Raw genomic sequence first — 25,523 nt, 5'->3', positions numbered from 1 at the left:
ATCGGGATGTCTGACACTGCGGCGCCGCGAGCTCGTGGCCGACCAAGGGGATGAAGATGGCGTCCGACCTCGACTACGTCCGCATCATCAACCAGTCGCGGCTTGAGCTCGAGGCCGCTGGCAACCCGTCCTACTTGGTCGTCGTCGTCGACCACGCCGGTGAGCCGCACCTGGCGCCGATGGTCTTCTCGACACCCGGTCCCGCGGTCGATCACGCCACGCGCATCGGGCGCGCCGCGTTCGAGACCGGCGAGCAGGTCGTCATCGTGAGCCGCTCGGTCGCCGACCGCCGCGCGATGTTCACCGTCATGGACCCGCGCACGCAGAAGAAGCTGCACCAACGGCCTGAGGTCGTCGAGGAGACGCTCGCCGACATCGACCGGGCGATCTAGTCGGCCGCGTTCGCGCCTGCGGTGAACTCGTCGCGCTCGTCGGCCACCGCGCGGTACCAGAGCAGCGTCATCGGCTCCTCGTCGGTGAACTGCCAGCCGGGCTCGCCGAGCAGCAGCGCCACCTCGTCGCGGATCGTCGCGTAGAAGCCGCGCCGCTCCGAGCGCCAGCCCTCCAGCGTCTCGGCGCCGACCTCCTCGGGCGCCAGCCACGAGCCGTCGATCTCCAGGAACGGCACCGACGCGACCTGCGTGACCTCGACGGTCGCCCGCCGCCGTCCGACGTGGTCCATGATCGGCAGCCGCTGCCCGATGCGCGGCACGCCGCCCTCCAGCTCCCACTCGCGCGAGAGCGTGACCGACAGCGTCCTGTTTCCGGCGATCACAGCCTGGATGTTGGCCTCGCCGCGGCCGCCGTCCTGCGCGTGGCCGAACTCGAGGAACGGCTCATGCGCGCTGCGCCACGGCGCGAGCGGGATCGTTGCGGTCAGCGCCGTGCCACCGCCCGGCGGGCTGTCGAGCGCTAGCGAGCCGCCGAGCGCGGCCACGCGGTCGCTCAGGCCGGCCAGCCCGCCGCCATCGACGATCGCGGCGCCGCCGCGGCCGTCGTCGGTGATCGTGACGAACGCCTCGCCGAGGCGGTTGGTCACGGTGACGCGCACGACATCGGCCTTGGCGTGCTTCACCGCGTTGGTCAGTCCCTCAGACGCCAGGTAGAAGGCGGTCAGCTCGACGGGCGCGGGCAGGCGCCGCTCGGGCAGCGCGTCGATGTGCAGCGGGATCGGCGAGCGACCTGCCAGCGCCTCCAGCGCGGAGCCCAGGCCCTTCTCGGTCAGTCCGGCCGGGTGCAGGCCACGAGCCAGTTCGCGCAGCTCATCGGTCGCCAGCCGCGCCTCCTGGTGGGCGCGGTCCAGCAGCTCGAGCGCGTCGGCGGGGACGTCCTCTCCCAGCTTGCGGCGCGCGATGCCGATCAGGTGGCCGAGCGCGACGATCCGCTGCTGGGCGCCGTCGTGGAGGTCGCGGCCGATGCGCTGGCGCTCGCCGTCGGCGGCATCAAGGACACGCGCACGCGCCGCCGCGACCTCGGCGTCGCGCGTGCGCAGTGCTGCCTGATGGCGGCGGCGCTCGATCTCGGCGCCGGCGCGCGCGGCGAAGATCCGCAGGACGGCGAGCTCGTCCTCGTCGGGATCGATCGGCTGCGAGGACATCAGCGCGACGTAGGCGACGTGCTCGTCGCCGGCGCCCGGAAGTGCGACGCCGAGGTAGGAGTCCAGTCCGAAGTCGCGGACGTAACGGTCACCGGGATAGGCCTTGCAGGTCCCCTCGGGCAGGACGAGCAGACCCTCGCGCTCGACGGTCGCGCACGGCATGGTGTCGTGCATGTCGAACTCATAGCCCTCGCGCAGCTCGACGCCGTTCTGCCAGGAGGCGAGCACGCGCACGCGGCCCGTGGCGGGCGGCGGGAGATGCTCGCCGATGAAGGCCAACTCGGCACCGTAGGCGGCGGCGAGGTGGCGGACCATCGCCCTTAAGAACGCGTCGCCGACGACGCCGGCCGTGCCCGCGGCGAGGCGGCGCAGGAGGTCGCGGTCGCGGGAGTTGGACGGGTCCTTGGGCGCTTCGGCGGCGGTCGACACTGCCCGCGGATGGTAGCCGTGCGGCCCGCGAGCAGGGCCTCAGCGCGTGTCGAGCGCGACGCCGCGCGGCAGCGTGAACGTCGGGTAGCTGCGCGGATTGCTGGGCTTCTCGCGGACGCTCGTGGCCAGGCGATAGACCGCGGCGGCCTGGCCGGCGGGCGCCTTGACCGTCACGTTGAACGTGCCGTCGGCGCGCGGCTTGAAGCGCTTGACCAGCACGACCTTGTGGCAGGAGACACGGCGCACGAGGCGGATCGTCGCCACCGGCGTCGTGAGCGGCCGGACCACGCGACCGGCGATCGTCACCTTGCCCTTCTTGGAGGTGAGGCTCGAGACGATCAGGCGCCGCTGGAGCTTGAGCGGCAGCGAGAGCTCCTTGCCGATCTCGGCGCGATAGCGGACGCTGTTGGCCTTGGCGTGGGAGGCGAAGTAGGCGCGGGCCGGGATCGGCGCTGTGGTCTGGAAGGACCCGTCCTTGCGGACCTTCGCATGGGCGACCACCTTGCCGGTGGCGCGCAGCCGGATGGCGACCTGCTTCCCGACGTAGCTGCGGTTGGCGGCGCCGAGCAACTTGACGTGGCCGTCTTGCTTGAGCACGTCGACCAGGATCAGCTTGCGATCGCTGCAGGCGAGCAGCTGGTCGGCCACGCTCTGGCCGGCGACGGCTCCCTTGGCCGCGGGCTTGGCCGCCGGGGCGGCGGGCGCGGGCGGCGCGCACGTCCCGGCGGCCGCGGCGACCTTCGCCTCGCCGAGCACGGCGTCGAGGATCGGCCGGCCGAGCAGAGAGATCGATGCGTGCAGCGCGCGCTGTGTCAGGGAGTTGGCGTCGGCGAGTTGCTCGTTGGGCGTGAGCGTGAACGAGAGCAGCTCGGAGGGCGGCAGCGGGATCGGCGGCAGGGCGGCCAGCAGCGGCTTGATGGCCGCGATCACGGGCGTTAGCGCGACGCCCGTGATCGGCGTCAGCCCGAGGCCGTCGAAGACCTGCACCTTGCTCAGGTCGAGGTCGGCGAGCGAGATCGACTGGCCGTTGAGCAGCGGGAGGGCGGTGGTCAGGACGGAGTCCAGCCCGACGTCTTGGCCGAGCAGCTTGACGCCGGCGATGGTGCTGGAGCCCGCCAGCGCGGGAGCGCCCGCCGCACAGCCGACCGACGCGTTGGCCTGCAGCACGTCAGCCGACAGCAGTGCCGGGAACGTCGTCGGCAGCAGGGCGCGGACCGCGCTCTTGATGTCGAGCGTGACGCCGGTGATCGTGGGCAACCCGGGCAGGCCTGGCAACGGGTTGGGCAGCGTGATCGGCTGCAGTGGCAGCGCGTCGATCGCCTGGTTGATCGGCGCAAGCACCTGGTCGAGCACGGCCGAGGTGGGGAGGACCTGGAGGCCGGCGATCGCGCCGGTGGCAAAGCCCTGGCCGGCGGTCGGGTCGGCGACGGTCCGAGCGGTGAGCGCCGAGGCGTTCAGCAGCGGCGGCAGCGCGACGGAGGGCAGTGCCTCGCCCGTAGCGCAGTCGCCGTTGCGACCCTGGACGACGGGCTCGACTGTCTGCGTACCGGCGATCGTCGCCCGCAGCGGGCTGGCCTCGCAATGGAACGCCGGCGCCGCGTGGGCGCTCGTCGTGGCGAGCAGCGACAGCGCTGCCGCTGCCATTCCCGCGACGACTCGTCCGCGGCTGCGCGCCGCCTGACCGAACCCGAAGCTGCTCAACGCTACCCCTGCCTTGCCTTGCTGGTGGACCAACCACGACTGCGGCTGTTCCACTACCCGCCGGTGCGGCATCCCACACCGCACCGGCGAGTGGACCATCGTCTAGCTGAGCGTCATGACCGGCTCGCCCGCGCCCGTCAGGCCGGTGCCCGTGCGACTGCACGTGCCGCCCTTGATCGTGCCGCCGTTGTAGGCCTGGCGCACGCAGTTGCGCAGCGCCAGCTGGCCCCAGTAGTTGGGGTGCAGCGACTCTTGGACCTGGTAGGGCCCGAAGACCGTCGAGACCGTGCGGATCTGGTTGACCCACTCGGTGTTGTCGACGGCGCCGGACTGCGTCCAGGACGTCAGGCCCTTCTCCTCCAACAGCCCGACCGTGTTCTCGCACAGCCGCCGGCCGTTGAAGGTCGACTGCAGCTCGAGGATCTTGATGTTGGTCAGGCCCGTGGCCGTGGCCGCGTTCTTGACCGCGGTGTTGATCGTGGGCAGCGCCGTGGCGTTGGCCCAGTTCGCGTCGTTGTTCCAGAAGCCGCAGCCGCCCGTGTTCTGGCGCGTGTAGCCCGTCTCGGCGTAGCGGAAGCCCGAGCCGTTGGGGATCGGCGACTCGTAGTCCTGGACGACGATCTTGTAGCCGGCATCCGTGTAGCCGGCGTTGGTCATCGCCTGGCGGATGTTGAGGATGCCGTTCTTGATGGCCGTGGTCTGGGCGGTGATGTTGGCCGCCGTGAAGTTGGCCGTCACCGACGAGTCGTCGTTGCAGTAGTCCGGCCACCACGACGGCGAGGTCAGCCAGTCCGTGATGCAGGTCTGGATGATCGACGCGAAGTTGAAGTTGTTGCCGCCGATCGACAGCGAGATCATCTTCACGTTGTGGCTGGTGGCGAAGTTCTGCAGCATCAGCGCCTGGCCCTGGTTGGCGCCGCTGGAGTAGAAGTCCAGGCCGGGCTTGAAGTCCGAGCCGGCGACCGTTGAGGTCTTCGCACCCGAGCACGCGAAGTTCACGCCGTTGACGCCGCCGCCGATGTAGACCTCGGCCGAGTGCGACCGGTGGCAGTTCGGGATCTGCTCAGCCGTGTTGGTGGCGTTGTCGTAGTAGGCGGTGGAGCCGAGCGCGTCGGTGTAGGACGAGCTCACGTTGGAGTTGCCGGCCCAGCGGCCGGCCTCGCCCGAGATGTAGGAGTCGCCCACACTCGTGACCCAGGGCGTCCCCACCCCTGGCCCGTCGGCCCGTGCGGTGCCCGTGTGCTGCAGTGCGAGTGCGCACAGCACCGTCATGGCGATGGCGATGAGCACCCCGGTGCGGCGCGTGACCCCACGCGCCGCGAAGACCTGCGACATGTTTTCTCCTCCTGCGGGTCCGGGGCAGCGGGATGCCGCCCCGACTGGTATGCGAACGTAATCGGTGTGGCTCTGTCCGTGGGAGAACACCCTGCCAATTGGCAGGGTGCCGATCGCCGTGCAGAGGTGCGCCGTGCACGCTGCTAGCCTCTATGGGGCGTACGACACCTCTGTCGTGCGCGAGGCAGCTCGCTTGGGTCCCGCCAGAGTGCGGTTCGGGTCGGCAGTCTCCCCGAATCGTCCGCGGCCCTCAGTGCCGCACTGGAGTTCCCAATGTCATCGAAGACCTTCGCCGATCTCGGCGTGTCCAAGGCCGTGTCCGCCGCGCTGGCCAAGCGCGGCTTCACCGAGCCGTTCGCCATCCAGAACCTGATCATCGGCGACATCCTCGAGGGCCGTGACGTCCTCGCGAAGTCCCCGACCGGGTCGGGCAAGACGCTGGCCTTCGGCGTCCCGATGCTCGACCGCATCGACGCCAACAGCTACGGCCGCCCGTCGGCCCTCGTGCTGGCCCCGACGCGCGAGCTCGCCTCGCAGATCGTCGACGAGCTCTACCCGCTGGCTCACGCCCGCGCGCTGAAGATCACCACGGTCTACGGCGGCGTCGGCATCACCAAGCAGGAGCGCGATGCGGTCAACTCGCACATCGTCGTCGCGACCCCGGGCCGCCTCGAGGATCTGCTGCAGCGCGGCAAGCTGAAGCTCAAGAACGTCAACTTCCTCGTGCTCGACGAGGCCGACCGCATGCTCGACATGGGCTTCCGCCCAGCCGTCGACCGCATCGTGGCCAAGTGCCCGCGTGAGCGCCAGACCGTCTTCCTCTCCGCGACGCTGGACGGCGACGCCGGGCGCATCGCCCGCGAGTACACCACCAACCCGGCCGAGCACGCGATCGAGCCCGACGTCACGACGATCGAGGCGATCGCCCACCGCTTCATCGCGGTCGAGCGCGACGACCGCCTGACGCTGCTGGTCCGCGAGCTGCGCGCCGATCGCGACCTCGCGCTCGTCTTCGTCCGCACCAAGCACGGCGCCGACCGGCTGGTCAAGCGCCTGGCCAAGGAGGGCGTCAAGGCCGTGGCCATGCACGGCGACAAGTCACAGCGTCAGCGCGAGCGCGCGCTGGACCAGTTCGAGCGCGGTGAGGTCGACACGCTGATCGCCACCGACGTCGCCGCCCGCGGCATCGACGTTCGCGACATCTCGCACGTCATCAACTTCGATCCCCCCGAGGACGGCGACACCTACACCCACCGCGTCGGCCGCACCGGCCGCGCGGGCCGCACGGGTGAGGGCGTCACGTTCGTCGGCACCGAGCAGGCAGGTGACGTGCAGAAGATGGCCAGCCAGCTTGGCATCCTCGACCAGTTCGGCCAGAGCGGCCTGCTGCGCTCCGTCCACGGCGGCGCCAAGCCGTCGTCCCAGGGTGGCGCGCCGCGCACCACCGGCGCGCGCAAGCGCCGTCCGCGGTCGCGCAGCGGCTCGGGCTCGACCTCGGGACGCTATTCGGGCCGGTAGGTCGGCGATGGCTCAGGACGTCGCCATCCGCGGGGACATGATCCGCCTCGGCCAGCTGCTCAAGCTCGTCGACCTCGTCGACGGGGGCGGCGAGGTCAAGGACTATCTGAGCGCGGTCGAGGTGTACATCAACGGCGAGCGCGAGGATCGTCGTGGGCGGCAGTTGCATCCCGGCGACATCGTGCGCGCGGGCGCGCAGGAGCTGCGGCTCGTGGCGGGCCCGGCGTGAGCGACCGCCCGCCGACGCGTGAGGAGGTCGCTGTCTCGCTGGCCGTCAACGCGGCGAGCAAGCCCTTCAACATCGCGGTGGCCGTCGTCGCGTTCGTCGCAGTGCTGTTGCTCGGCGCGCCGGCGGTCGTGGCGTTGTTGGTGGCGTTGGTGCTCTACACCGCAGCGGTCGGACGCACGATGTTCGACGGCGATGAGGCCGAGCGCGTCACGCGCAAACACGACGACGGCGGCGCGAGCGAGCCCGAGCAGCAGCCGGACCCGCCGACGACCTAGAGCCCGGCGTGGTTCGGATTCAGCGGCGGCCGCGGATCGTCGCGCGGTGGCTCTTCGCTGCCGCGCTCCTCGGTCCGGCCGGGCTTGATCGGTCTCGGAAGACCGGGCGCCTTGATCTTGAACTTCTTCCCGTCGCTCGTCGTGAGCTCCTGGGGCTTGGGATCGAGCGGCTCTCCGGGGATCGGGCTCATGGCCCGAGGCTACTCCGGTCGACGGCCCTGCCGTGCAGATCGGCGATCGAATCCCTGACGGCTGGCCGGAAGGTCGGGTAGCCCGTCCGCGCGGTCGCGGATGGCGTTGCGCAGCGCCTGCACCGACGGCCGTTGGGCGTCGGCGGCGCGCGTGGCCATGAAGATGGTCCGGTCCACGGCGCCCTCGGCGATGGCGCGTACGGCGATGCCCGGATGACCGTCGACGCCCACCAGGCGTGGCATCAGCGTCAGGGCCTGGCCGGCGGCGACCAATGCGAGGCTGATGACGCTGTCGTTGGTGCGATGCCGGATGTCGGGGTCAAAACCCCCGAGCTCGCGACAGGTCCGCACCGTCACCGCGTCCCAGCCGGCGTCGGGATGGCCGGTGACCCACGCGGCGTCGGCCAGCTCGGCCAGCGGGACAGTGTGGCGATGGCGCAGCGCGGCCGGATGGTCGGCGGGCAGCGCCAGCGCGACCGGGTCGCGGCAGAGGTCCTCGCGCTGCACGCCCGGCGTCCGCGCTCGTGGCTGGTGCTGCCACTCGTCGGCCAGCACGAGGTCGACGTCGCCGAGCACCAGCGCCGGGAGCGACTGCTCGGGCTCGGCCTCGATGAGCTCGCAGCGCAGCTCGGGCGCCGCGACGGCCAACTGCTGCATCGCCGGCACCGCCAGGCGCAGCGCCATCGACTGAAACGACGCGATCCGCGCGCGCCCCGCGACCCGGCCGGCGCCGGCGGCAAGCTCGGCCTCGGCGAGCTCGGCGCGCTCCAGCAGCGCCTCGGCATGGCCGACCAGGATGAGCGCGTCGTCGGTCAGCCGGACGCCGCGGCCGGCGCGCTCGAGCAATGGACGGCCGGCCTCGCGCTCGAGCACCGCGAGTTGCTGCGAGACGGCCGACGGCGTGTACTGCAGGGCGTCGGCCACGGCGGCGATGGTGCCGCGAGCATGCAGCTCGCGCAGCAGGCGCAGGCGGCGAAGGTCGAGCATCGTCCAGCGATGCTACTGATTGATCGTCACGAATCGGCATCGCTTCTACCCTGTCCTAAGCGGCAGGATCGCTGCCATGCGACGTACCGGAGCGCTCTTCTGCCTCGCCTCCGCCGCCGGCTTCGGTGCCATGGGCGTCTTCGGCAAGCTCGCCTACGATGCGGGCGCGACCGTCGAGACGCTGCTGGCGGTCCGGTTCGGGCTCGCCGCCGCGGTGCTCTGGCTGGTGGTGCTGGCCACGGGACGGCTGCACGAGCTGCGCGCGTTGCCACGGCGCGACGTCGGCGCCGCGCTGGCCCTCGGCGCCGTCGGCTACAGCGCGCAGGCCGGCGGATACTTCGCCGCGCTGCGGCGCATCGATCCAGCGCTGCTCGGGCTGCTGCTCTACACGTTCCCGGTGATGGTGACCGTGGCCGCCATCGTCCTCGGGCGCGAGCGGGCCAGCGGCCGGACCGCCGTCGCGCTGGCGCTCTCGAGCGCGGGCATCGTCCTCGTCCTGGCGGGTGCGGCAGGCGGTGCGCTCGATCCGCTGGGCACGGCGCTCGGCCTCGGCGCCGCCGTCGTCTACAGCGCCTACATCTTGATCTCCGATGGCGTCACCGCGCGCGTCGGTCCGCTCGCCCTGAGCACCCTGGTCTGCACCGGCGCCGCGGGGACGCTCACGTTCGTCGGGCTTGCCGGCGGCGGCCTGGACCTTGGCTCCCTGAGCACCGCGGGGCTGGGCTGGATCGCCGCGATCGCGCTGGTGTCAACCGTCGGCGCCGTCGGCCTCTTCTTCGCCGGACTCGCCCGCGTCGGGCCCTCGACGGCCTCGATCCTCTCGACGCTCGAGCCGGTGGTCACCGTGGTGCTGGCCTTCGTCGCTTTCGGCACGTCGCTCGGCCCCGCGCAGCTGGCCGGCGGGGCGCTGGTGCTCGCGGCGGCGGTCACCGTGCAGGCCGGGCACGGTCGCCGACAGACCGGTGGCGATGAGTTCGTAAGCGCCGGCCCGTCTGTGGGATATGCCCAAGATCATCCCCAGCCTGTGGTTTGACACCGAGTCCGAGGAGGCGGCGGCGTTCTACCTCTCGGTCTTCCCGAACTCGCGCGTGCTCGGCGTGACGCGTTACCCCGAGGACGCCCCGCGTGAGGCGGGCATGGTGATGACCGTCGAGTTCGAGCTCGACGGCCAGCGCTTCGTCGGCATCAACGGCGGCCCGCAGTTCACCTTCGACGAGGCCATCTCGTTCCAGATCGACTGCGCCGACCAGGAGGAGGTCGACCGCTACTGGTCGTTGCTCTCGGCCGACGGCGGCTCCGAAGGTCCGTGCGGCTGGCTGAAGGACAAGTTCGGCGTCTCCTGGCAGGTCGTGCCGACCGGCATGGACGAGGTCTTCAACGACGACGACCCCGAGCGCGCTCGTCGCGCGATGGCGGCGATGCTCAAGATGGGCAAGATCGACGTCGCGGAGCTGCGGCGCGCCGCCGACGGCGTGCCGGCCAGCTAGAAGGCCAGGCGCAGGGCGGCCGTCACGGCGGCCGCCCCGATGACGACCCAGATCACCGAGGCGCCGCGCCAGAGCAGGAGGCCCGCGGTGGCGACGCCGACGAGTCGGGCGTCGATGTCGAGCTTGCCGTCGACGATGACGGTCTCGGTCACGACCAGCGCCGCCAGCAGGGCCGCGGGCAGCAGGGAGAGCACCCGCGTGGTGCGCGGATGCAGCTCGCGCGTGCCGACGGCGAACGGCCCGAAGGCGCGGATCGCGAACGTCGTGATCGCGCAGAGCGCGACCGTCAGCCACGCGCGCTCGCCGGCGCTCATGCGCGCACCGCCGCCGTGCGTGGCCGGCGGACGCCGACCAGCGCGATCGCCGATGCGGCCAGGATCCCGATGCCGGGCGGGGCGAGCAGGCCGCCGACGACCGCGACGATCGCGCCGCCGATCGCCGCCGCGGCCGCTTCGGCGTCACGCAGCTCGCCCACGAGCAAGGCCAAGAAGAACGCGGGGAAGACCGCGTCGACGCCCAGCGCCTCGGGGTTGGGCAGCGCCCCGCCGGCTACCACGCCGATGATCGTCCCGGTCTGCCAGGTCAGGTACTGCAGGGCCGAGGAGCCGAAGAGCGTGTGGCGGTCAAAGCGCCCGTCCCCGCGATTGGCCATGGCCCATGACGCGTCGACCACCGCCTGGCCCTCCAGCGCCCGGCGCACCCGGCCGCCCTTCAGCGACGGCCCGATCGCCAGCCCCATGGCGATGTAGCGCGCGTTCATCAGGACGGCCGCCAGCACGGCCGCGGAGACCGAGCCGCCCTGGCCGAGGATCGCGACCGCCGCGAACTGCGCCGAGCCGGCGTAGACGAGGACCGACATCGCGATCGTCGCCAGCGCCGGCAGCCCGGCGGCGCGGGCCGAGATCCCGAAGGAGAGCGAGACGACCAGGCCGGCCGCGGCGAAGGGGATCGCCTGACGGGCACCGGCGACCGCGACGGGGGAGACCCTCACCGATCAGCGGCGCCGGCCGCGCCGCCGACCACCGGCGCACCCGGGAGATCGAACGCGTCGGCCAACAGCTCGTAGGATCGTCGCCGCGCCGCGTGGTCGTAGGTGATCGTGACGGCGATGACCTCGTCGGCTCGATAGTCGGCGGCGAGCTGCTCGAGCTGCGCGCGGACCTTGTCGATCGCGCCCACGATCGTCCGTCGCCCGCGCGGTGGCGCGTCGATCCGCTCGCCCTCGGACTCCAGGAAACGCACCGCCTTCTCCGGCGGCGGCACCGCGATCAGCCGCCCGCGCTGGAGCATCTTGAAGGCCATCCGCGCCGAGGTCGCCAGCAACCGCGCTTCTTCCTCGCTGTCGGCGGCGAGCACCCACGCCGCCACCGCCGTCTGTGGCGCCATGTGGCGCTCGGAGTGCTGGAAGGCCGCCTGGTAGCTGGCGGCGATCGCCGCGCCCTCGGGGCTGATGAAGTCCGCGAACGCATACGGGAGGCCGAGCTCGGCCGCCCAGATCGCGCTCTGCGGCGAGGACCCCAACAACCACGGCTCCGGCGTCTCCGGCCGTCCGGGAAGCTCGGCCAGGCGCGCGAAGCGATGGCCCTCGGGGAACGTCCCGTTCAGGTAGGCGAGCAGTTCCACGAGCTGATCGGGGAAGTCGTTGGGCGCGGCCGAGCGGCGGTCGCGCTGCAAGGCGTAGGTCGTCAGCGGGTCGGTGCCCGCCGCGCGCCCCAGGCCAAGATCGATGCGCTCCGGGAACAGTCCGGCCAGGACGCTGAAGCTTTCTGCGACCTTCAGCGGGCTGTAGTGGGGGAGCATCACGCCGCCGCTGCCGACGCGGATGCGCTGCGTGTTGGCGGCGATCGGGCCGACCAGCACCTCGGGGCTGGGCCCGGCGAGCATCGTGCCGCCGTGATGCTCGGCGACCCAGTAGCGGTGGTAGCCGAGGCGGTCGGTCAGCCGCGCGAGGTCGATCGTGTCGTGCAGCGCCTGCGACCCCGTCGACCCCTCGCTGATCGGGGACTGATCGAGCACGCTGAGCCGGAGCATGAGCCCGACGCTAGCAGCGTACGATCGACAGGCAGATGAGCGCCCGTGCCTGGACCGCCTTCGCGGCCGTGTCGATCCTCTGGGGGATTCCGTACCTGTTCATCAAGGTCGCCGTCGATGACGGCGTCCCGCCGGTCTTCCTCGCCTGGGTGCGAGTGCTGATGGCGGCGATCGTGCTGCTGGCGCTCAGCCAGCGTGCCGGCGTGCTAGCGCCCGCGCTGCGGCGGTCCTACCGGGGCTGGTTCCTGCTCTACGCCGTCGTCGAGATCTGCGGCCCGTTCCCGTTGATCGCCGCCGGCGAGCGCCACGTGGCGTCGTCGCTGGCCGCGATCCTCATCGCCGCCGTGCCGATGATCGTCGCGCTGCTGGCGATCCGCTTCGACCCCTCCGAGCGCGTCACCGGCCGTCGCGCCGTCGGCCTGGTGATCGGCTTCGCCGGGGTCGTCGCGCTCGTCGGCCTGGACGTGTCGGCCGACAGCAGCGCGCTGCTGGGTGCGCTGATGATCCTGCTGGCCGCCGTCGGCTACGCGATCGGGCCGATGATCATCAACCAGCGCCTCGTCGGGCTCGACCCGCGCGCGCTGATGGCGGTGGCGCTGAGCATCGCCACCGTCCTGCTGACCCCGGCCGCGCTGCTGGCGCCGCCGTCGCACACGCCGAGCACGGACGCGATCCTGTCGATCGTCGTCCTCGGCCTCTTCTGCACGGCCGCCGCCTTCGTCCTCTTCGGCGCGCTGATCGGCGAGGTCGGTCCCGGGCGCGCCACGGTCATCACCTACATCTCGCCGATCGTCGCCGTCGCGCTCGGCGTCGCGGTCCTTGACGAGCACCCCGGCGTGGGCGCGGTGGCGGGGCTGCTGCTGATCCTCGCCGGCTCGTGGCTGTCGACCGACGGCCGTCTGCCGCCCGGCCTTGCCCGACGGCTTGCGCGTCGCTCGCCGGCTCCCGGCCGGCTCTGACCACCCTGGCCATCGGTGTAGCCGCAGGCGCCCGCGATCCGCCACCATGGGATCGATGGGTCAGCCCCCGAGACACGGACGTTTCATGCTGCGCCGAACCGCTCGTGCGCTCTGCGCTGCGGCGATCGTTGTGGGAGCGCTGGGCTCGACAAGCGTGGGCGCGAGCGCGGCGGGCATCACCAACAGCGGCGGCGATCTGCGCGACGGCTGGTACGGCGACCAGCCCAAGCTGTCGCCCGACGCGGTCGCTGGCAGCAACTTCGGCAAGCTCTGGGACGCGCCGGTCGACGGCCAGGTCTACGCCCAGCCGCTGGTGGTGGACACCGGCGTCAACAAGAAGAGCGTGATCGTCGCCACCGAGCGCAACGAGGTCTCCAGCTTTGACGCCGAGACCGGCGACAAGAACTGGTCGGTCAACCTCGGCCCGTCCTACCCGGCCAACCTGATCGGGTGCGGTGACCTCAACCCCGACCTGGGCGTGACGGCGACGCCGGTCATCGACACGGCCACCAACACCGTCTACCTCACCCACAAGACCTATGACTCGGGCACCTCGGGACCCGCCGCCTACTACGTCGACGCGCTCGACGTCGCCACCGGCGAGCAGCGCAGCGGCTTCCCGCGGAAGCTGACCGGCACGGCCCAGAACGCGCCCGGCATCAGCTTCGACGCGACCCAGGAGCTGCAGCGTCCCGGCCTGCTGCTGCTTGACGGCGTCGTCTACGCCGGCTTCGGCGGGCACTGCGACTTCACGCCCTACCAGGGCTGGGTCTTCGGGGTGAACACGAGCGGCGACATCACCGCGCGCTGGAGCGCGGTCGCCAGCGGCAACGGCGCGGGCATCTGGCAGTCCGGCGCCGGGCTGATGTCCGACGGCCCCGGGCGGATCTTCCTCTCGACCGGCAACGGCGGCTCGCCGACCCCGCCACTGGCCGCACCGGGCAACGGCATGTACGGCGAGTCGATCGTGCGGCTGGACGTCCAGACCGACGGCACGCTGAAGCCCATGGACTTCTTCGCGCCGTCTGACGCGGCGCACCTCGACGATTACGACGCCGACTTCGCCTCGGGCGGGGTCACGGCCCTGCGGGACTCGTTTGGCACCTCGCAGTTCCCGCATCTCGGGGTGGCCGTGGGCAAGGCCGGCTATGTCTACCTGCTCAATCGCGACGACCTCGGCGGGATCGGCACCGGCGATGGCCGCGGCGATCGTGTCGTCAGTCGCGTCGGCCCGTACGGCGGCGTGTGGTCACGGCCGGGCATCTGGCCCGGCGACGGCGGATGGATCGCCATCCCGACGGCGTCGCCGAGCGGCGGGGAGAACCCCAGCCCGAGCGGCTCGTCGGGCTATCTCAAGCTCTATCGCTACCGCGTCTCGGCCGCGGGCGTCCCGTCGCTCGACGCGCCGGTCCAGTCCGATGACGCGTTCGGCTTCGGCTCCAGCGCGCCGGTGATCACCTCTGACGGCACGACCTCGGGCTCGGCCGTGCTGTGGATCGTGTGGTCGCCCGATGGCGGCGGCGCCGGTGCCCAGCTGCGCGCTTATGACGCGGTCCCGCGCAACGGCCACCTCAACCTGCGCCACTCGTGGCCGATCGGGCAGGCGACGAAGTTCGCGATGCCCGGCGTCGGCGACGGGCGCATCTACGTCGGGACGCGCGACGGCCACATCCAGGCCTACGGGGCGCCGGTCGAGGCCCAGGTCTCTGGCCCCTCGACGACCTTCCCGCTCACCACGGTGGGCACCACGAGCACCGTCAACGTCAAGCTGACGATCAGCGGCACGGTGAAGGTCAACTCCATCGTCGCCTCGTCCTCGCCGTTCGTGGTGGGCACGCCGACGCCGGCCGTCCCCGCAACGTTGGTCAACGGCGACACGATCACGATCCCGGTCGACTTCACCCCGACCGCTCCAGGCTCGGCGGGCGGCATGCTGACCGTCGACACCGACAAGGGGCCCTTCAGCTTCAGCCTGACCGCCACGGGCCAGGCGCAGGCCGCGGTCCTGACCGCGTCGCCGCCGATCGTCTCCTTCGGCGGTGCGGTCGTCGGCGACTCGCAGGCATCGGTCGTGACGTTCGGCAACGGCGGTGGTCAGCCGCTCACGGTCACCGCCATCACGCTGCCGGGTGCGCCGTTCTCGGTCGACGACACGCTGGCTGCGGGGACCGTGATCGGCCCGGGGGAGGCGATCAACGTCACCGTCCACTACCAGCCGACGGTGGTGGGGGAGTTCAGCGATGACCTGGTCCTCGACACGACGGCGGGCGAGAAGACCGTCGGCCTGTCGGGCATCGCGGGCCTCGGGCCGAAGCTGACGCTGACGCCTGCCGGCGGCTGGGACTTCGGCACGGTCACCATCGGTGAGAGCAAGACGGTGGCGGTCACCATGAGCAACACGGGCGACAGCCCCATGAACGTCACGAAGTCCAAGCCACCGACCAACGCGCGCTTCACCGTGCTCGACCCGCTGGACGAGGGCACGTCCATCCCCGCCGGTGAGAGCCGGACGCTGCGCATCAGCTTCACGCCCACCGACGCCGGAGCGGTCAGCGACAAGTGGATCATCAACGCCGGTGACGGCAGCGGCGTGCACGAGATCGCGGTGACCGGGACCGGTCAGATGCCCGCAACGCAGGAGCCGGAGCCGGAGCCGGAGCCGCCGCCCGTCGTCGGCCCCGTCCCGCCGGTTCCTGATGTCGCGCCGATGCCGCCGGGGTTGGGCCCCGAGGTCACGGCGCTCAGCCGCCCCGAGCTGATCGTCGAGAAGCTGCGCCCCGCGCTGTCGGTGACCAAGGCGCAGCTGTCGCGCGACGGGCGCAAGCTCGTGATCCGTGGCCGGGTGACCGCCGCTGCCGTCGGGCCGCTGAGCGTGCAGCTCTCCGCACGGGCCGGCCGCAGGACCGTGACGTCCAGCGCGAGCCTGCGCCTGCGCGGCCACGCGACCTACACCATCACCATGGTGCTCCCGAAGGCGGCGCGGCGGTGGACGCGCCTGCAGATCGTGGCGCACTTCCCGGGCAGCGAACGGGTCTGGCCCGGCACGGGGTCGCTCGTGCTCGTCCGCGGGCGGTAACTTGGCGGCGCGTGAGCGCCTCTGCCGCCGACTTCGACGAGATCGTCGCCCATCCGGGCGCTGGGCGCCGCTTCGAGCAGTCCGTCACCGTCGGGCTGGCCGATACGGCGCCGAGCGGCCGCGTCCGCCTCGATGCGCTTGCGCGCTGGCTGCAGGATGTCGCGCTGGCCGACGTGGTCGACGCCGGCCTCGGCGAGGCCGCGCTCTGGGTCGTGCGCCGCACGCGGCTGGCGGTGACGCAGTTCCCGCGCTTCGGGGAGACGGCGAGCGTCGCGACGTTCTGCAGTGGCATCGGGCGGATGTGGGCGCAACGGCGCACGACCGTGACGACGCCCGGCGGTGCTCTGGTCGAGGCCGTGGCCCTGTGGGTCCACCTCGATCCGGCGAGCCTGCGGCCGGCGCCGTTCGCGCCCGAGGAGCTGGAGCTCTACAGCGCGTCGGCCGCCGGGCGGGAGATCAAGGCGCGGCTGCGCCATCCGGCGCCGGCGGAGGATGCGACGTCGCGGCCGTGGCGCTTTCGCAGCACCGAGCTCGACGTCGCCGACCACATCAACAACGCCGCCTATTGGGCGGTGCTGGAGGACGAGCTGCTCACCGGCGACGCCGAGCCGTCGGCGATCGACGTCGAGCTCGAGTTCCGGACGCCGGCCCAGCCCGGCGAGCACGCCGTCCTGCGCTCCGGCGCGCAGCGCTGGGTCGTGGCCGGGGACGGAGCGGTCCACGCGTCGTTCCTGCTTGACAGATGAAACTACGGGCATTAGCTTTATGGCTATGCCCAACTCCCCGCATCGCTTCACCCGCTTCGGCTTCGTCAACGCCTGGCTCGTCGAAGAGGACGATGGCTTGACGCTGATCGACACCACCATGAAGGGCGCCGGCAAGAAGATCCTCGCCGCAGCTGACGGCCTCGGCGCGCCGATCGTCCGCATCGTCCTCACGCACGCCCACGGCGACCACATCGGCGCGCTGGACGAGCTGGCGGCGGCGCTGCCGGAGGCCGAGGTCATCATCTCGACGCGCGACGCGCGGCTGCTGCACAAGGACATGTCCTTGGACCCGGGCGAGCCGGAGCGCAAGCTCAGCGGCAGCTATCCGGGCGCCGAGACGGTGCCGTCGCGGACGGTGCAGCACGGCGATCGCATCGGCTCGCTGGAGGTCGTCGCGACGCCGGGCCACACGCCCGGCCACATCGCGCTGCTCGACCCGCGCGACCGCACGCTCTACTGCGGCGACGTCTACTCGACCCTCGGCGGGGTGGCCAGCAGCGCCAAGGCCAACCCGCGCTTTCCGCTGGTCCGGATGGGCACGTGGAGCCCGGAGATCGACCTCGAGAGCGCGCGGATCCTGCGGGCGCTGGACCCGGCGCGCCTGGCGCCCGGCCACGGGAAGCTCGTCGAGGCGCCCGGAGCGGCGATGGACGCCGCGATCGCGCGCGTGGGCTGAGCCGCATGCCGCGTGCCGGGTTGGACCATGACGTCGTCGTGGCGGCGGCGGCGGAGATCGCCGACGCCGAGGGCCTGGAGGCCGTCACGCTCGCCCGCGTCGCCGCCGCGCTGGGCGTCAAGCCGCCGTCGCTCTACAACCACGTCGCCGGCCGCGATGGCCTGCTGCGGGGCGTCGCGCTGCTCGGCCTCGGCGAGTTGGCCGCGACGCTGCGCGAGGCTGCCATCGGCCGCTCGGGCGCCGACGGCCTGCAGGCCACGGCACAGGCCTACCGCGCCTACGTCCTGGCGCATCCGGGTCGCTATGCGGCGGGCGCGATCGCCGCGCCGGCGCCCGACGACGCCGAGCACCAGGCTGCGGGCGCCGCTGTTCTCGAGGTCATGCGCGGGGTGTTGCGCCGCTGGTCGCTCGACGACGAGCAGACGCTGCACGCGCTGCGCGCGATCCGGTCAGCCATCCACGGCTTTGCCTCGCTGGAGGCCGCCGGCGGCTTCGGCATCAAGGTCGACCTCGACACATCCTTCCAGCACCTCATCGCCGCCCTGGCCGTGGGCGTCGGGCGCGCGGACTAGACCTACAGGTCGATCACCCGCAGGCCGGGGATCCGGACCGCGAGGCGCTCGGTGACGATCCGGCGGTGGCACTCCGCGGGATCGGCTTCGAGGCACATGAGCGCCGTCGGCGGCCCGCCGCCGGTGATCTCGGCGGCCAGCGTGTCGAGCGCCTCCGAGGAGGCCTCCTCGATGTAGGTGGAGAACTGCGCCGCGCCCTCGGCGATCTGGTTGTGCTTGTAGAACCAGCGGATGTCGGCCGGCGTTCCGAGCTCGCGGCGATGCTCGTAGGCGATGCCGTGCTCGCGCAGCGCGTCGCCCAGCCGGGTCTTGGACATGCCCGGGCGCCGGGACTGGGGGCGGAAGCGCACGTCGATGAGCCGCGGCACGCCGGCCACCTTCAGCTCGGCGATCAACTCGGGTGGGAGGAGGCGCTCGTAGCCGACCGTCCAGATCGTGGGGGAGTTGGCCATCAGGTCGGATGCTGCCCGCCAGCGCCGCGATCAATCCTGCCACGACGCGGTCGAGCGGCAGAGCAGCTCGAGCTCCTCCGCACCGGCCAGGGCGGCAGGTTCCGCGTCGGCCGCCGCGCGCACGCGCAACCGTTCTAGCGGCAGCGGCCCGTGGCCGGCGATCAGGACGACGTTGCCCTGTCGTCGACCTCGGAGCACCGGTCCGGCGCCCAGCGCGGCGACGGTGGCGAAGTGCTCGCGTAGGCCGGCGGCGATCGCGCGGACGTCGTCCATCGGCGGCGTGTCGACCACGTTGATGGCCAACGCGCCGCCGGGCGCGACGACCCGTGCCGCATCGGCCAGCGCGGCGCTGGTGGCGAGATGGCGCGGCACGCGCGCGCCGATGAACGCGTCGATCAGCAGCGCGTCGGCCGAGGCGTCTTCGCGGCCCGCGACATGCGCGCGCCCGTCGGCGATCCGGATCTTCAGCCCCGGCAGCTTGCGCAGCCCGAGGTGCTCGCGCGCGAGCTCGACGACATCGGCATCGACCTCGATGACCTCCTGGCGGCGCGTCCGGGTGCGATCGGTCGCCGCCAGCGACCGCGCCAGCGCGCACCCGGCGCCGCCGACGTGCACGATCCGCCGCGCCCGCAGCGCCTCCACCACGTCTCGCATCCGCCGCAGGTAGTCGAACTCCAGATGGCGCGGATCGGCGAGGTCGATGTACGACGCATCCATCTCACCCTGGCGCAGCAGCCGCCCCGTCGGCCGCTGCCCATCGCGCTGCACAATCAAGTCGCCAGTCTCGGCGAGGATCTCGGGGCCGGAGCGGCGACGGGCCATCCCGGCGGAACCTAGCCGCTATGCGCGAGGCGCTGCACCTGCAACCGCTGCCGCATCGCCCAGCGACGTCTCCGGAATCCCGAACGCCTCGACCAGCCCGGTCGCGTGCGGTCGCAGCGTCGCGCAGAGCGTGTTGACCGCCTTGATGACGGCCTTGGAGCGCGTCGAGGAGAGGCGCCCATGCTCTTGGAACCAGCCGCGGTCGGCCTCGATCGTGCTCAAGGCGTACAAGTCGCACACACGGTCGAGCAGCATGCGCGCGCCCGGGTCCGGGCAGCGATCGATCGCGACGGCAAAGGACTCCAGGACGAAGCAGTCGACATAGGCGCGAGCGGCGGCGATGAGGTGGTCCTGGCAGTCGAGCAGGACCGCGAACGGCTCGCGACCGCCGTCGATGCCGCCCTTCAGCCGGCGCGCGACGCCCGACCTGATGTGGTTGGAGCGCCAGCGCAGCAGCTCGAGCTGGACCTCGCGGCTGGCGAGGTCCTCCTGGTCGTCGCGGCCTGGCAGCAGATCGTCGGCCAGACGCGTGAGCACCTCGCGCATCGCGCTGCGCTCGGCGACGGTCTCGAAGACCTGACCGGCGAAGAAGCTGGCGGTGCCCAACGGGTCGAGCTCGCCCAGCTGGTCGCGGAAGTCGGTCAGCAGGTTCTTGGCGGCGAGCTGCAGCAACACGGTGTTGTCGCCCTCGAACGTGGTGAAGACGTCGGTGTCGGCCTTCAGCGCGGCGAAGCGGTTGCCCTTCAGGTAGCCCATGCCGCCGCAGGCCTCGCGGCACTCCTGGATCGTCGCGGTCGCGTGCCAGGTCGCGACCGCCTTGAGGCCGGCGGCCAGCGTCTCGAGCTCGCGCCGCTCGCGGTCGAGGTCCTCGTCAGAGGTGAAGACGCGATGCAGCCGCGCGACGACGTCCTCCTGGGCGAAGTGCAAGGCATACACCTTGGCCAGTGCGGGCAGCAGCCGCCGCTGGTGGGTGCGGTAGTCCATCAACACGACCTCGTCTTCCCCCGGCGGGCCGAACTGCCGCCGCGACTCGGCGTGACCGACGGCGATCGCCAGGGCGACCTTCGTCGCGCTGATCGAGGCGCCGCAGACGCTGACGCGCCCCTGGATCAGCGTGCCCAACATGGTGAAGAACCGCTTGGTGGGGTTCTCGATGGCGCTCTCGTACACGCCGTTCTCGCTGACCGTGGCGTAGCGGTCGAGCAGGTTGTCGCGCGGCACGCGCACGTCGTCGAACCAGATCCGCCCGTTGTCGACACCGTCGAGGCCGAGCTTGGCGCCGCAGTCCTCGATCCGGATCCCGGGCAGGACGTTGTTGTCGTCATCGCGCAGGGGCACCAGCAGCGCATGGACGCCGCGCGGCTCGCCACCCACGATCAGCTGAGCGAAGACCGCGGCCATGCGGCCGTCGCGCGCGGCGTTGCCGATGTAGTCCTTGCGTGCGGCGTCGTCCGGGGTCGAGATGAGGAACTCGCTTGTGGCCGCGTCGTAGGTCGCCGTGGTGCCGAGCTGCTGAACGTTGGAGCCGTGGCCGGTCTCGGTCATCGCAAAGCAGCCAGGGAGCCTTAGCGATGTGATGTCGCTCAGGTAGGACTCGTGGTGCTTGCGCGTGCCGAGGTGCAGCACCGCGCCACCGAAGAGGCCGAACTGCACGCCGCACTTGACCAGCAGCGACAGGTCGCCGAAGCCCAGCGTCTCGAAGCCGGCAATCGCGCCGCCAACCTGGCCGCGCCCACCGAACTCCTCCGGAAAGCCACGCGCGGTCTCTCCAGCATCGGCCAGCTCCCGGGCCCAGCCGAGCACCTGCGCACGATGCTCCTCGAGCGGCAGATCCGGCCGTGGCGCGTTCTCCGGCTCGCTCAACCACGCGCGGCAGCGGTCGCGGATCTCGGCGTGCTCGCCGTCGAGCAGCGTGCGCAGCGCTGCGAGATCGACCGTCGGAACGGACTCGGGGACAGACGAAGCGGTCGTGGCGGTCATAGAGCCACGAGGATTCCCCGCGGCAGCCGTTCCCATGTGCGTCGATGGACCACCTAGTGGCCCATCGCGCTTCTGCTACTTTCATGTACATGACGACGGTCGGAGTTGCCGAGTTGCGCCAGAACCTCAGCCGCTACCTGCGGCTCGTGGAGCGGGGCGAACGCCTGATCGTCACCGAACGCAACCGGCCGGTCGCAGAGCTGGGCCCGCCACCGAGCACGGGCGACGCGCTCGACCGGCTCATCGCCGACGGGCGCGTCTCGCGTCCCACCCGCCGTGGGCTTCCTGCGCCGCTGGCCCTGGATGGCGACTCGCGCGCGCTGAGCCGAGCACTGGATGAGATCCGCGGCGACCGCTGAGCGCGTTGTCACTCTTCTACCTCGACGCGTCCGCGCTGGTGAAGCTCGTCCGCGAGGAGGACGAAAGCGCGGCGCTTCACCTCTTCCTCGACGGCGCCGATCTCGTCTCCAGCGAGCTGGTGCTGACCGAAGTGCCCCGCGCCGTGCATCGCGCGGCCTTCGACGATCCGGCGCTGTCGACCGACCTGCTCCTGGCACGCGCCGGCGATATGCTCGCTGCGCTCGCCCTGGTGCCGGTCGACCGGGCCGTGCTCATGGCCGCCGGCGCGTTTGCCGAGCCGGTGCTGCGTGCGCTCGACGCGATCCACATCGCCTCGGCCCTCGACGTGGGGCCGATCGACGGCATGGTGACCTACGACGATCGCCAGGCTGCAGCTGCCAGACTCGCCGGTCTGCGCACGGTCGCGCCGAGCTGACCGCGCATCGTGCCCCGCTAGGACGCCACGCTCAGCGCCAGGCGCCGGCGGTGGATGATCCAGGCGATCAGGCCGGCGGGCAGCATCAGCCAGTAGGAGACCAGGCGGTAGGCGAGCGTCGCGACGGCCGCGTCGCCGCCGTGGACGCCGGCGAGCGCGAGCGTTGCCGTCAGGCCTGCCTCGACGACGCCGATGCCGCCCGGCGTCAGGGGGATCTGGGCCAGCAGCTGGGCCGCGACGTAGGCGAGCAGGACCAACGAGAAGGCCGGGTGCGCGCCGACGGCGATGATCGCCGTGACGAGTGCCAGGAGGTCGAAGAGCCAGCGGCCGACCGCCGCGCCGCAGGCGACGAGCAGGCGGTCGCCGAGGCGCTCGGTCACCTCGTCACGCTGGACGACGAGGCGGTCGGGCAACGTCGGCGACAGCGCGCGATCGCCCGGCAGCCGCTCGCTGACCCCGACGACGACCCGTCCGACCCAGCGCAGGGTCTGCTCGCTGCGCGCGGCGGCAAGACCCACGCCGAGCATCGCGGCAAACAGGCCGAGGCCGAGCACGCCCGTCTCGAAGAGCGTGTGGGGCACGCGCAACCCGAAGACGACGGCCGGCAGCGCGAGCACCGGCAGCACGCAGAGCCCCGCGATCTGCAGAACGGTCGCGGCCGCAAGACCTGTCGCCACCGACGCGCGCGGCACGTCGGAGCCGTTGAGCATGTTGTACTGCGTGGCCGCCGCGGTCGCCGCACCGCCCGGAATCACCCGTCCGAGGGCGCCGCCGGCCAGCTGCGATGTCGCGACGCCCAACGTGTCGCGCGTGCCGATCGACAGCGCTTGCAGCTCCCACAGACACCAGCAGGACGCGGCTTCGGCCAGCACCATCCCGACCAGCCACCACGGCTTCAGGTTGGCCACCTTGGGGAAGGCGCCAAGCACCTCGCCGATCGCTGGAGCGACGCCGTAGAGGACCAGGGCGGTGAGGGCGAGCGCCGCCGCGCGCCGTGCCAGGGACGGCATCACTCGCCCACCCTAGAGGGAGCGGCGGCGCTCAGACCGCGATCGCCGGCGTCCAGCCGGCGGCGCCGGGCAGGCGTGGAACCAGCAGGCACTGAAACGCGCCGCAGTCGACGCGCACCGCGGCGCCGGCACTGAGGCCGCCCGGCGCGGACGTGGGTTCGGGGCGCAGCGGATGGAGCCCCAGCTGCGCATGTCCGCGGCGCGACGCCGCAGCGCAGAGCGCGCGCTCGGCGTGTTCCTGGCTGAGGCGCCAGCCCGCCGCGATGAGCGCTGCGCCGTGCCAAAGCTCCCAGCGCCAACGGCGCAACCCGACCCGGTTGGGGGGCAGCGGATGGAGGGCGTAGGCGAAGTGTGGGCCGTCATCGCGCAGCGGCACTCCTCCAAGCTAGCGCGCTCGCAGCCGATACAGGGGAGGTGGGGGAACGATCACGCAGCTTCATCACGCCGCTGGCGGTGCTCCTCGTGCTCTCGCTCGGCGGCTTCGTGCTGCGCGTGCACAGCCGGGCGCAGGCCACCGCGGGCGGCCGGACCGTCGGTCAGATCAGCGCGCAGGAGCGCGCCGCCACCTTCACGTTCGATCCGGGCGTCCCCCCGGCTGATCGCGAGGCGTTCCTGAGTGCCGTCGCTCGTGCGCGGCCCGAGGCCCAGGCGCTGATCGGCGCGATTGATGGCCTCGTCGACGTCCACATCGCCCAGACCGCCGCGGGGACGGTCGGGACCACGCAGTCGGTCGGTGATCGCTACAACGTCTCCGTCAACCTCGGCATCGTCTCGCGCCGCTACGGGCAGCGCGGCATCGACCGGACCGTCCTGCACGAGCTCGGCCACGTCGTGGACTTCGCGCTCGTGCCGGAGGCGCTGGACACCCAGCTCGACGCGGCGATCCCGCAGGGCTACGGCTGCGACAGCCAGAACTCGGGCGGCTGCGCGAGCGCCACCGAGCGCTTCGCCGAGAGCTTCGCCAAGTGGGCGACGGGCGACATCGGCGTCGATCTTTACCTCGGTTACAAGGTCCCGCCGCCCGATGACCTCGCGGCCTGGGGCGCACCGCTGGCCAAGCTGGCCGGCTCCTGACGCACCGTCACCGCAGGCGCGCGTACACAGCGGTGTCGCCGCGGCGGGTGGGCGGGCCCGCTTTCACGTAGGCATTGCGTCGCACGTCCTCCAGCACGTAGCCACAACGCTCGGCGAGCCGCGTGGACGCGACGTTGGCGACCTCGATGAGCAGCGTGAGGCGCTGAAGCTCCTGCTCGTCAAAGGCCCAGCGCGTCAGCGCGGCGACCGCTGCGGTGCCGACGCCACGCCCGCGAGCGGCCGGCGCGACCGTGTAGCCGAGCTCTGCCTCGCCGGCCTCACGGTCGATCGCCACGGCCAGCGCGAGTCCCAGGAACGTCCCGTCGCCGTCCTGCACGGCAAACGCCTCGCGCGTCCGGTCGCGGCGGCCCTCCTCATAGCGCTCCAGCCACCGCTGTGGGAAATCGCGCCGCGGCGGATCCGGAAAGCGCGTGAAGCGCCGGACCTCTGCGTCCTGCGCGAGCAGCGCGAAGTCGGCGAGGTGGTCGCCGCTGAAGGCGACCAGGCGGACGTCGGGCTCCATCCCGACGATCCTAGGACGACGACGGTCGCCGGCAGCAACTGCCGGCGACCGCTGTGCTTCTGGTGTCCCTCGTTGATGAGGGGCCGTGTGTCGGCGCCCTAGGACTGGACGTTGGCGTCCGCGGGGGCCTGCTGGGCATCCTCGGACTTCGACTCCTGCGGCTTGGGCGCCTTGCGGACGACCTTCTCGCACGAGCCGTTGGGGTTGTCGGGCGTGGCGTCGGTGATCACGTCGACCGTGTCGAGCAGCGCGACGTCGTTGCCGTCGCCGCAGGTGATCTTGTCGACCTCGCCGTCGCGGGTGTGGAACGTGTCGTTGCCGGGGCCGCCGTCGAGCGTGTCGCCCGCGGTGTCCACTTCACCATTGGGGCCGGGATGGACGTCGCCACGAGCCAGCGCCCACAGGTTGTCGTTGCCCTCGCCACCGTTGGTGGTGTCGTTGCCGAGGTTGGCGTAGATGGTGTCGTTGCCGGCGCCGCCATCCTGGAGGTCGTCGCCGGTGCCGCCGGCCATGCGGTCGTTGCCGTTCTCGCCGGCCGAGTTGTCGTTGCCGCTGCCGCCGTAGATGCGGTCGCGCGAGTCGCCGCCCTTGAGCGTGTCGTTGCCAGAACCACCGAAGATGCGATCGAAGGAACTCAGGTCGCCCGTGCCGTTGGCGTCGCCGGTGATCGTGTCGTCACCCGCGCCGCCGTTGAGCCAGTCGTTGCCCTGGACGCCGGCGATCGTGTCGTTGCCGGCACCGCCGAAGACCCGGTCGTTGCCCGGACCGCCATTGAGCTGGTCGTCGCCGCCGCGGCCGAAGATGCGGTCGTTGCCGCCGTTGCCGTTGATGGTGTCGGTGACGTTGGTGCCGCGCAGGCGCTCGTTGCCTGGGCCGCCGTTGATCGTGGCCGCCAGCGCCGTGCCGGCCGGCACGATGGCCAGCGCCGCGGTGGCGCCGATGATGGACTTGCGAAATTGCATGTGACGTCGTCCTCCTGGTCGTTGCTTTCCCTGGGAGGCAGGTTCACCGCTTCGGGGTCGCTTCCCAGCGACGTCTCACCCAGTCCTCATGCTCC

At 71.9% G+C, this 25,523-nt stretch carries 29 protein-coding genes; 14 read left to right on the top strand and 15 right to left on the bottom strand.

What is annotated here, in order from left to right:
- The first annotated feature begins 56 nt into the window (after positions 1-56).
- A complete protein-coding gene (locus VGO10_RS20895) occupies positions 57-392 on the top strand; it encodes a hypothetical protein (RefSeq protein ID WP_327471939.1) in 336 nt (111 codons plus the stop codon).
- Here VGO10_RS20895 and VGO10_RS20890 read toward each other — a convergent pair.
- The 3 genes from VGO10_RS20890 to VGO10_RS20880 all read right to left on the bottom strand — a co-directional run bounded on the left by VGO10_RS20890 (position 389) and on the right by VGO10_RS20880 (position 5,062).
- Positions 389-2,026 (bottom strand): histidine kinase, encoded by a 1,638-nt coding sequence (locus tag VGO10_RS20890; RefSeq protein WP_327471938.1) that lies wholly within the window; start codon positions 2,024-2,026, stop codon positions 389-391. The genes VGO10_RS20895 and VGO10_RS20890 overlap by 4 nt on opposite strands.
- Before the next feature lie 39 nt (positions 2,027-2,065).
- Positions 2,066-3,670: a hypothetical protein gene (locus VGO10_RS20885; protein ID WP_327471937.1), complete on the bottom strand. Its 1,605-nt coding sequence runs from the start codon at positions 3,668-3,670 to the stop codon at positions 2,066-2,068.
- 159 nt (positions 3,671-3,829) lie between these two features.
- Positions 3,830-5,062, bottom strand: a complete 1,233-nt coding sequence (locus tag VGO10_RS20880) for a hypothetical protein (protein WP_327471936.1) — start codon at positions 5,060-5,062, stop codon at positions 3,830-3,832.
- Positions 5,063-5,335: 273 nt separating this feature from the next.
- Between VGO10_RS20880 and VGO10_RS20875 the strand changes: the two genes are divergently transcribed.
- Genes VGO10_RS20875 through VGO10_RS20865 form a run of 3 tightly spaced genes read left to right on the top strand, consistent with a single transcriptional unit; the run spans position 5,336 to position 7,084 of the window.
- The gene (locus VGO10_RS20875) at positions 5,336-6,580 is read left to right on the top strand and encodes a DEAD/DEAH box helicase (RefSeq protein WP_327471935.1); all 1,245 of its coding nucleotides are present in this window, start codon (positions 5,336-5,338) and stop codon (positions 6,578-6,580) included.
- Positions 6,581-6,587: 7 nt separating this feature from the next.
- Positions 6,588-6,809, top strand: a complete 222-nt coding sequence (locus tag VGO10_RS20870) for an RNA-binding S4 domain-containing protein (protein ID WP_327471934.1) — start codon at positions 6,588-6,590, stop codon at positions 6,807-6,809.
- The gene (locus tag VGO10_RS20865) at positions 6,806-7,084 is read left to right on the top strand and encodes a hypothetical protein (RefSeq protein WP_327471933.1); all 279 of its coding nucleotides are present in this window, start codon (positions 6,806-6,808) and stop codon (positions 7,082-7,084) included. The genes VGO10_RS20870 and VGO10_RS20865 overlap by 4 nt, the downstream gene beginning before the upstream one ends.
- On the opposite strand, the gene VGO10_RS20860 is transcribed toward VGO10_RS20865, so the two are convergent.
- Together VGO10_RS20860 and VGO10_RS20855 are read right to left on the bottom strand one after the other, a co-directional pair.
- On the bottom strand, positions 7,081-7,275 hold the full coding sequence (locus VGO10_RS20860; protein WP_327471932.1) for a hypothetical protein: 195 nt from the start codon (positions 7,273-7,275) through the stop codon (positions 7,081-7,083). The two genes, VGO10_RS20865 and VGO10_RS20860, sit on opposite strands and share 4 nt — an antisense overlap.
- A gap of 9 nt (positions 7,276-7,284) precedes the next feature.
- Positions 7,285-8,262: a LysR family transcriptional regulator gene (locus VGO10_RS20855; RefSeq protein WP_327471931.1), complete on the bottom strand. Its 978-nt coding sequence runs from the start codon at positions 8,260-8,262 to the stop codon at positions 7,285-7,287.
- Positions 8,263-8,338: 76 nt separating this feature from the next.
- Between VGO10_RS20855 and VGO10_RS20850 the strand changes: the two genes are divergently transcribed.
- On the top strand, positions 8,339-9,295 hold the full coding sequence (locus tag VGO10_RS20850) for a DMT family transporter (protein ID WP_327471930.1): 957 nt from the start codon (positions 8,339-8,341) through the stop codon (positions 9,293-9,295).
- Positions 9,264-9,749 carry a VOC family protein gene (locus tag VGO10_RS20845; protein ID WP_327471929.1) on the top strand — a complete coding sequence of 162 codons (486 nt, stop codon included), beginning with the start codon at positions 9,264-9,266 and terminating at the stop codon, positions 9,747-9,749. Before VGO10_RS20850 ends, VGO10_RS20845 begins: the two co-directional genes overlap by 32 nt.
- Here the strand turns inward: VGO10_RS20845 and VGO10_RS20840 are convergent.
- Genes VGO10_RS20840 through VGO10_RS20830 form a run of 3 tightly spaced genes read right to left on the bottom strand, consistent with a single transcriptional unit; the run spans position 9,746 to position 11,780 of the window.
- A complete protein-coding gene (locus tag VGO10_RS20840) occupies positions 9,746-10,063 on the bottom strand; it encodes an AzlD domain-containing protein (RefSeq protein ID WP_327471928.1) in 318 nt (105 codons plus the stop codon). The two genes, VGO10_RS20845 and VGO10_RS20840, sit on opposite strands and share 4 nt — an antisense overlap.
- On the bottom strand, positions 10,060-10,740 hold the full coding sequence (locus VGO10_RS20835) for an AzlC family ABC transporter permease (RefSeq protein ID WP_327471927.1): 681 nt from the start codon (positions 10,738-10,740) through the stop codon (positions 10,060-10,062). The genes VGO10_RS20840 and VGO10_RS20835 overlap by 4 nt, the downstream gene beginning before the upstream one ends.
- Positions 10,737-11,780, bottom strand: coding sequence for an LLM class flavin-dependent oxidoreductase (locus VGO10_RS20830; protein ID WP_327471926.1), 1,044 nt, complete (start codon positions 11,778-11,780; stop codon positions 10,737-10,739). The genes VGO10_RS20835 and VGO10_RS20830 overlap by 4 nt, the downstream gene beginning before the upstream one ends.
- Before the next feature lie 35 nt (positions 11,781-11,815).
- Here VGO10_RS20830 and VGO10_RS20825 point away from each other — a divergent pair, with 35 nt between their 5' ends.
- From VGO10_RS20825 to VGO10_RS20805, 5 genes are all read left to right on the top strand, one after another.
- The gene (locus VGO10_RS20825) at positions 11,816-12,739 is read left to right on the top strand and encodes a DMT family transporter (protein ID WP_327471925.1); all 924 of its coding nucleotides are present in this window, start codon (positions 11,816-11,818) and stop codon (positions 12,737-12,739) included.
- A gap of 85 nt (positions 12,740-12,824) precedes the next feature.
- A complete protein-coding gene (locus VGO10_RS20820; protein ID WP_327471924.1) occupies positions 12,825-15,815 on the top strand; it encodes a choice-of-anchor D domain-containing protein in 2,991 nt (996 codons plus the stop codon).
- A gap of 11 nt (positions 15,816-15,826) precedes the next feature.
- Complete coding sequence (locus tag VGO10_RS20815) at positions 15,827-16,561, top strand: acyl-ACP thioesterase domain-containing protein (RefSeq protein WP_327471923.1); 735 nt, start codon at positions 15,827-15,829, stop codon at positions 16,559-16,561.
- A 25-nt stretch (positions 16,562-16,586) separates the two neighbouring features.
- Positions 16,587-17,258, top strand: coding sequence for an MBL fold metallo-hydrolase (locus VGO10_RS20810; protein WP_327471922.1), 672 nt, complete (start codon positions 16,587-16,589; stop codon positions 17,256-17,258).
- Positions 17,259-17,263: 5 nt separating this feature from the next.
- On the top strand, positions 17,264-17,830 hold the full coding sequence (locus tag VGO10_RS20805) for a TetR-like C-terminal domain-containing protein (RefSeq protein WP_327471921.1): 567 nt from the start codon (positions 17,264-17,266) through the stop codon (positions 17,828-17,830).
- A gap of 2 nt (positions 17,831-17,832) precedes the next feature.
- Here the strand turns inward: VGO10_RS20805 and VGO10_RS20800 are convergent, their stop codons facing one another.
- The 3 genes from VGO10_RS20800 to VGO10_RS20790 are packed head-to-tail and all read right to left on the bottom strand — an operon-like array spanning position 17,833 to position 21,084.
- Positions 17,833-18,282, bottom strand: a complete 450-nt coding sequence (locus VGO10_RS20800; protein WP_327471920.1) for a DUF488 domain-containing protein — start codon at positions 18,280-18,282, stop codon at positions 17,833-17,835.
- Positions 18,283-18,312: 30 nt separating this feature from the next.
- The gene (locus VGO10_RS20795; RefSeq protein ID WP_327471919.1) at positions 18,313-19,104 is read right to left on the bottom strand and encodes a fused MFS/spermidine synthase; all 792 of its coding nucleotides are present in this window, start codon (positions 19,102-19,104) and stop codon (positions 18,313-18,315) included.
- An 18-nt stretch (positions 19,105-19,122) separates the two neighbouring features.
- Positions 19,123-21,084, bottom strand: coding sequence for an acyl-CoA dehydrogenase (locus tag VGO10_RS20790; RefSeq protein WP_327471918.1), 1,962 nt, complete (start codon positions 21,082-21,084; stop codon positions 19,123-19,125).
- Between the two features lie 89 nt (positions 21,085-21,173).
- On the opposite strand from VGO10_RS20790, the gene VGO10_RS20785 reads away from it, so the two are divergent.
- Positions 21,174-21,443, top strand: a complete 270-nt coding sequence (locus VGO10_RS20785) for a type II toxin-antitoxin system prevent-host-death family antitoxin (RefSeq protein ID WP_327471917.1) — start codon at positions 21,174-21,176, stop codon at positions 21,441-21,443.
- Between the two features lie 5 nt (positions 21,444-21,448).
- Positions 21,449-21,859, top strand: coding sequence for a type II toxin-antitoxin system VapC family toxin (locus VGO10_RS20780; RefSeq protein WP_327471916.1), 411 nt, complete (start codon positions 21,449-21,451; stop codon positions 21,857-21,859).
- Positions 21,860-21,876: 17 nt separating this feature from the next.
- Here the strand turns inward: VGO10_RS20780 and VGO10_RS20775 are convergent, their stop codons facing one another.
- Together VGO10_RS20775 and VGO10_RS20770 are read right to left on the bottom strand one after the other, a co-directional pair.
- Complete coding sequence (locus tag VGO10_RS20775; RefSeq protein ID WP_327471915.1) at positions 21,877-22,869, bottom strand: flippase-like domain-containing protein; 993 nt, start codon at positions 22,867-22,869, stop codon at positions 21,877-21,879.
- A 31-nt stretch (positions 22,870-22,900) separates the two neighbouring features.
- Positions 22,901-23,245 (bottom strand): hypothetical protein, encoded by a 345-nt coding sequence (locus tag VGO10_RS20770; RefSeq protein WP_327471914.1) that lies wholly within the window; start codon positions 23,243-23,245, stop codon positions 22,901-22,903.
- Positions 23,246-23,283: 38 nt separating this feature from the next.
- On the opposite strand from VGO10_RS20770, the gene VGO10_RS20765 reads away from it, so the two are divergent.
- A complete protein-coding gene (locus VGO10_RS20765; RefSeq protein WP_327471913.1) occupies positions 23,284-23,943 on the top strand; it encodes a hypothetical protein in 660 nt (219 codons plus the stop codon).
- 7 nt (positions 23,944-23,950) lie between these two features.
- Here the strand turns inward: VGO10_RS20765 and VGO10_RS20760 are convergent, their stop codons facing one another.
- Together VGO10_RS20760 and VGO10_RS20755 are read right to left on the bottom strand one after the other, a co-directional pair.
- Positions 23,951-24,466 (bottom strand): GNAT family N-acetyltransferase, encoded by a 516-nt coding sequence (locus VGO10_RS20760; protein WP_327471912.1) that lies wholly within the window; start codon positions 24,464-24,466, stop codon positions 23,951-23,953.
- A gap of 98 nt (positions 24,467-24,564) precedes the next feature.
- Positions 24,565-25,428, bottom strand: a complete 864-nt coding sequence (locus tag VGO10_RS20755) for a calcium-binding protein (RefSeq protein ID WP_327471911.1) — start codon at positions 25,426-25,428, stop codon at positions 24,565-24,567.
- Positions 25,429-25,523 lie beyond the last annotated feature (95 nt).

The sequence above is a fragment of the Baekduia sp. genome (assembly GCF_035996765.1).
GTDB lineage: Bacteria > Actinomycetota > Thermoleophilia > Solirubrobacterales > Solirubrobacteraceae > Baekduia.
This window is presented reverse-complemented; position numbering and strand designations above follow the sequence as displayed.